This is a genomic window from Daejeonella sp., assembly GCF_044348475.1.
GTDB lineage: Bacteria > Bacteroidota > Bacteroidia > Sphingobacteriales > Sphingobacteriaceae > Daejeonella.
Genome location: NZ_JBIKSU010000102.1, coordinates 1 through 5,672, shown reverse-complemented (window position 1 = coordinate 5,672; position 5,672 = coordinate 1). Strand labels below are relative to the sequence as shown.

The window sequence follows — 5,672 nt, the reverse complement described above, 5'->3', positions numbered from 1 at the left end:
AGTTTCCATCCGCCAAAAGGCATTCCTGACATCACTTCTACACCGCCTGCAATGATACAATCAGCCATGCCTGCGTTGATCTTTGCGCTTGCAATCGCAATTGTTTCCAAACCTGAGGCACAATAACGGTTAACTGTTACACCCGGAACTTTATCGGTATCCAATCCCATTAATGAGATCATGCGCGCAATATTTAGTCCCTGCTCTGCTTCAGGAGTTGCATTTCCAACAATTACATCGTCAATTTCATCTTTATCTAGAACAGGCACAGAGGCCATCAGATGTTTGACCACTTCAGCAGCCAAATCATCTGCGCGCGTAAAACGAAATATACCCTTGGATGATTTTCCAACCGCTGTTCTGTATGCTGCTATGATATATGCTTGTTCCATTTTTTTAGTATTGAGTAGAGAGTATTGAGTAGAGAGACCCAGCACATCTTACAATTTAAGTCTTATTGATTTTTGAAGATTAAAATTCATTTTTTGAACTTCATCTATGTTTTCGAGTAATTCATTACATATTTTATAGTCAACAAATCCAAGTCGTTCTGAAATCACTAATTGAGTTTGCAGTTCATATGATGATCCATTTGCAATACCCAGGAACTGCAAAAATTCTTTGTTGGAGTTTCTTCCAGCTCCCTCCGAAATATTGGATGGTATAGAAACTGCACACCTGCGGATCTGAGATATCAAACCATAACGCTCATCTAAAGGAAATTTTGCAGAAACATCATAAACCTTTATTACCAAGTCTATACTCTTATTCCATATTTTCAGATCTTTAATACTATGCATTTCCGACTTTTTATCTCACTACTCAATACTCACTACTCAATACTCACTTCTAATTCCTCAACGGCTTCCCTTTTGTCAAAATACTTTGAATACGTTCTAAGGTTTTCTTTTCTCCACAAAGTGAAAGGAAAGCTTCCCTTTCTAGATCAAGTAAATATTGTTCTGAGACCAACGTTGGAGATGAAAGATTACCACCGCAAAGTACGTATCCTAGTTTTTCGGAAATCTTTTTATCATGCTCCGAAATAAAGTTTCCGGCCAACATGGAGTTAGCTCCGGCATATACAATACCCATTCCTTGCTTACCCAGAACGCGAATATCCTTGCGTCTTAGGGGTTGGCTGTAACCCTTATCAGCTAGTTCGATGGCTTTAGTTTTGGCATCAATAATCAATCTGCTGCGGTTCATGGTGATACTAAACTTATCCTTCTGAAGATAGCCCAATTCAAACGCTTCAACTCCTGATGTTGAAACCTTTGCCTGGCCGATAGTTAAAAAACGATCTCTCAGTGCAGCCTGCTCTATCTGACCATCTTTGAATTCATCAGAAAGACGCAGGGCAAATTCTTTTGTTCCTCCGCCACCGGGTATCAATCCAACTCCAAATTCAACAAGCCCCATATAAGTTTCTGCATTGGTTTGAACATAATCAGCATGAAGGCATAATTCACAACCACCACCTAAGGTTAAATTATGAGCAGCTGCAACAACCGGAATACTGGAATAACGCATCCGCATCATCGTGTTCTGAAACATCCTGACAGCCATATTAATTTCATCCCAATCCTGCTCTACAGCTGCCATGAAAATCATCCCAATATTAGCGCCAGCCGAAAAATTGGCACCGTCGTTCCCAATAACCAAGCCTCTGTAGTCCTTTTCTGCCAGATCAATTGCCTTATTTAATCCCTGAATCACTTCGCCTCCAATGGTATTCATTTTTGTATGAATCTCAAGATTGAGAATTCCATCACCTAGATCAGTAATTGTGGTTCCTGAATTTTTCCAAATGGTATTTGTGGGTCGGATATTATCTAAAATAATAAAGGCTTCAGAGCCAGGAACTGATTTGTATGATTTTGAAGGAATATCATAATACTTTTTAATTCCATTCTCAACCAGATAAAATGACTCGTGGCCGGCAGCAAGCATTTCATGTACCCAAGAAGCTGCTTCATTGCCATATTTCTTCATGCCCTCTACCGCATTTCTGATTCCAAGAGAATCCCATACTTCAAATGGGCCAAGTTCCCATCCAAAGCCGGCACGCATGGCATCATCAATTCGGTAAAGTTCATCCGAGATTTCTGGTATACGATCTGAGACATATTCAAAAAGACCAAAAAATGACGTTCTAAAAAACTCACCTGCCTTATCTGTACCCTGGGCAAACACCTTCATTCGCTCGCGCAAATTCTCAACCAGTTTGGTTGCTTCAAGCGTAGATGACTTTATTTTTTGCTGAGCTTTATATTCTAATGTTTTAAGATCAAGGGCAAGAATTTCAGATTTGCCATCTGCTCCCTTAATTTTTTTATAAAATCCTTGCTTTGTTTTATCGCCAAGCCATTTTTTTTCCTGCATTTTTTTTACGTATTCAGGAAGTTCAAACAGCTGATGGGCTTTATCATTAGGTAGATTATTGAATAATCCAGCAGCAACATTAATCATTGTATCCAAACCAACAACATCTGTGGTGCGGAAAGTAGCTGATTTAGGTCTGCCCAAAGCAGGCCCGGTATATTTATCAACCTCCTCTACTGAAAGATCTAGCTTTTGAACCAAATGAAGCAAGGCCATGATAGCATATACACCTACCCTATTTGCAATAAATGCAGGCGTATCTTTACAGAGAACAGTAGTTTTTCCAAGAAATTTATCACCGTAATGCATTAAAAAATCAATGATCTCAGGTTTTGTTTCAGGAGTGGGAATTATTTCAAGAAGACGAAGGTAGCGTGGGGGATTAAAGAAATGTGTTCCACAAAAATGGGTTCTAAAATCTTCAGATCTGCCTTCGGCCATTAAATGAATTGGAATTCCGGATGTGTTTGAACTAATTAGAGTTCCAGGGGTTCTGAATTTTTCAACCTGATCATACACCAGTTTTTTAATTTCTAGTTTTTCAACAACTACCTCAATTACCCAGTCAAATGCAGCAATATCCTTCATGTTGTCATCAAAGTTGCCCGTGCTGATCTGATTTACAACTCGTTTAGAAAATACCGCAGAAGGATTCGATTTCAAGGTACTGTCAAGAGCGGCATTAACTATGCGGTTACGAACATTTTTACTGGTGATATCAAGCCCCATAGCAAGCTCTTCTGGAGTTGGTTCATTTGGAATGATATCTAGCAGAAGCACTTCAAGACCGATATTGGCAAAGTGACAAGCTATACGCGATCCCATTATTCCCGAACCCAATACTGCAACTTTTCTGATGACTCGTTTCATTTTAATCAATTTCCAGTTTCACTACCCGGAAGAGTCCGGGTAGCAAATCTGAGGTTTATAATCAGTGGTTAGTTGATTTATTTTACTTAAGGTTTTTAAAAATTGAATTCTTTCCTTATCGGATATATGCATATTCAGGTATTCATTAAATGAACGAACCACATCTTTGGCGATCTTCCTTTTTTCTTTCCCGAAAGGCGTTAAAAATATCTTAACTGACCGTTTATCAAGAGAATCCGTTTCTCTGAATATCAACCCCAATTCTTCCATGCTCTTGAGCATTCTTGATAGACTAGTTGATTTTACTCCCGACAAGGCAGCAATCTGAGAAACAGCAGTGCCTTCTTCGTGAATATTGATCAGCATATACCCCAAGGCTTGTGTGATACCAAAATCGGATGCGATCTGATTGTATTTATTGGCAACAGTTTGCCATACAATCTTCAAAAAATAATCTACGGTTTCTTCAGGCTTCATTCAAAATTACTATGCAAGCATAGCAAATCTATTAAATTGATTTTAAATAACAAGCGTTTAAGCATAATTATTTTAGATTTTGGAAGCATCTTGAATAAATTTTAAGCTTAGCTTTGAACAGAGATGAAAAAAAATAAATTAGTTATTCTTAGTATATCTTTCATTGCAATAACCGCAATGCTTTGGAATGTTTTAAATGAGCCAGGCATCAAAGGTTTAAAAGGCAATCTGAAAGAGACGGCATTCATTAGAAACGAGCAAAATACCGGACCCGTAATTAGGATATATGCCGTTAGTATTGATCAGGAAAACTGGACAGATATGAAACAATACGGCAATTATATGCCTCATAATAAATATGGAACAACGCGCGTTTACTTCTTTCTGAGCAATAAGCCCTATACCGGCAAATTAAAACTCGGAGACAGCAATATTGAAGAAGAATATAAACAACACTGTATTGCTTTATATGAAAAAAACGGTATGAGTCAATCTTCAATTCTCAACTATCCATTCAAAGATTGATTTTCAAGAATTAAAAAATAGCATCTTTAGAATTATGAAAAATAAAGGCCTTAGATTAATATTACTTTTTTTACTTACTGCGGCCTGGTTTATACTCATCAGAAAGATGACTACGCCTCTCAATCCGGCCAGTATTCTGGAATTTGAGTTTATTGGTACAGCTGAAAAAGCTGAAAATTTTCTAACTAATTTAACACAATTAGGACATACCGAACTACTTACACTCAGTATTTACCTAGACTTTATTTTTCCTCTTTTATATGGCGCAATGTTCTATTATGGAAGCGCATGGGCCTGTAGTCGATTGGCCGAAGGGAATATTTTAAATAGCTTTAAACTGTTAAGTAGTTTAACTGTTATTGCGGTAGCCTGTGATATGATCGAGAACATTTCACTTTTGCAGTTGATTTACTATCCACCAAGCAATTTGTTTGCCAATACAGCTTACCTATTTGCAGGAATAAAATTCATTTTACTCAGCATTGTTTTACTACACTTTCTTGTGAGTACGCTGCTAGCTGGCAAAGAGACAAAAACTAGTGGATAATATCGGGTTTCCAAAATCAGGGTATTACCAACCCAATTTTGTGTCATCTCCTCTTGAATCTGCACCACCTTCGTAATAACCCCATTGCGTTTTCAAGATCGCATCAACACGCCCTATGGCTTTTCTTTCTCTGAATTTATAACCCTTTTGCTCAAGTTTGGTTCTTACCAAACTATCCATTCCGCCCTTTTCAACCACGACCTCATCGGGGAGCCATTGATGATGAAACCGCTTGGCATTTACGGCACTTTGCATGCCCATATCAAATTCAATTGTATTCAAGATAGTTTGAAAAACGGAGGTAATAATTGTTGATCCTCCCGGTGTACCAACTACCATAAATAGGTCGCCATTTTTTTCAAGGATTGTGGGGGTCATCGAACTTAACATTCTTTTTCCTGGCTGAATTGAATTGGCTTCACCGCCAAGCAACCCAAACATATTTGGAGTTCCGGGCTTAACAGAAAAATCATCCATCTCATTATTCAGTAAAAAGCCAGCGCCTTTTACGAAAACCATTGATCCAAAGCCCCCATTAAGAGTTGTAGTGATTGCTACTGCATTTCCATCACGATCAACAATAGAAAAATGTGTGGTTTCCTCCGATTCTTTAGGTACTATGCCCGCCTTAATATCGCTGCTCAATGTTGCCTTGGCCCAATTGAAAGTACTCATGCGATATTTTGAATAGCTGGGATTAGTCAAATATTTTTGCGGCACCTTGTAAAAATCAGGATCGCCAAGATGAGTAGCTCTATCAGCATAGACTCTTCTCTCAGCCTCGATCATTACCTGCATGCTTGAGTCAGAATTAAATCCATAACGTTTGAGAGGGTATTCCTCTACAGAACTTATAAGTTGCAAAAGT

The 5,672-nt window shown here is 38.3% G+C and carries 7 protein-coding genes; 2 read left to right on the top strand and 5 right to left on the bottom strand.

All coding sequences use genetic code 11. From position 1 onward, the window contains the following. From ACIQZ6_RS11555 to ACIQZ6_RS11540, 4 genes are all read right to left on the bottom strand, one after another. Positions 1 to 392, bottom strand: a 392-nt coding sequence (locus ACIQZ6_RS11555; RefSeq protein ID WP_395811252.1) for a beta-ketoacyl synthase N-terminal-like domain-containing protein, incomplete at its 3' end; no start/stop codon positions are given. Between the two features lie 48 nt (positions 393 to 440). Further along, positions 441 to 800 (bottom strand): four helix bundle protein, encoded by a 360-nt coding sequence (locus ACIQZ6_RS11550; protein WP_395811250.1) that lies wholly within the window; start codon positions 798 to 800, stop codon positions 441 to 443. A 49-nt stretch (positions 801 to 849) separates the two neighbouring features. Further along, positions 850 to 3,255 (bottom strand): 3-hydroxyacyl-CoA dehydrogenase NAD-binding domain-containing protein, encoded by a 2,406-nt coding sequence (locus ACIQZ6_RS11545; RefSeq protein WP_395811248.1) that lies wholly within the window; start codon positions 3,253 to 3,255, stop codon positions 850 to 852. Positions 3,256 to 3,276: 21 nt separating this feature from the next. Beyond that, positions 3,277 to 3,732, bottom strand: a complete 456-nt coding sequence (locus ACIQZ6_RS11540) for a MarR family winged helix-turn-helix transcriptional regulator (protein ID WP_395811246.1) — start codon at positions 3,730 to 3,732, stop codon at positions 3,277 to 3,279. 123 nt (positions 3,733 to 3,855) lie between these two features. Between ACIQZ6_RS11540 and ACIQZ6_RS11535 the strand changes: the two genes are divergently transcribed. Together ACIQZ6_RS11535 and ACIQZ6_RS11530 are read left to right on the top strand one after the other, a co-directional pair. Then, entirely contained in the window at positions 3,856 to 4,257 is a 402-nt protein-coding gene (locus ACIQZ6_RS11535; RefSeq protein ID WP_395811244.1) for a hypothetical protein, read from the top strand. A 34-nt stretch (positions 4,258 to 4,291) separates the two neighbouring features. Next, positions 4,292 to 4,804 (top strand): hypothetical protein, encoded by a 513-nt coding sequence (locus ACIQZ6_RS11530; protein ID WP_395811242.1) that lies wholly within the window; start codon positions 4,292 to 4,294, stop codon positions 4,802 to 4,804. Between the two features lie 24 nt (positions 4,805 to 4,828). Here ACIQZ6_RS11530 and ACIQZ6_RS11525 read toward each other — a convergent pair. Next, on the bottom strand, positions 4,829 to 5,672 hold an 844-nt coding region (locus tag ACIQZ6_RS11525), incomplete at its 5' end, for a gamma-glutamyltransferase family protein (protein ID WP_395811240.1).

Coding starts and splice junctions, on each gene's coding strand:
- ACIQZ6_RS11550 (WP_395811250.1), bottom strand. CDS start 800: ATGCATAGTATTAAAGATCTGAAAATATGGAATAAGAGTATAGACTTG.
- ACIQZ6_RS11535 (WP_395811244.1), top strand. CDS start 3,856: ATGAAAAAAAATAAATTAGTTATTCTTAGTATATCTTTCATTGCAATA.
- ACIQZ6_RS11545 (WP_395811248.1), bottom strand. CDS start 3,255: ATGAAACGAGTCATCAGAAAAGTTGCAGTATTGGGTTCGGGAATAATG.
- ACIQZ6_RS11530 (WP_395811242.1), top strand. CDS start 4,292: ATGAAAAATAAAGGCCTTAGATTAATATTACTTTTTTTACTTACTGCG.
- ACIQZ6_RS11540 (WP_395811246.1), bottom strand. CDS start 3,732: ATGAAGCCTGAAGAAACCGTAGATTATTTTTTGAAGATTGTATGGCAA.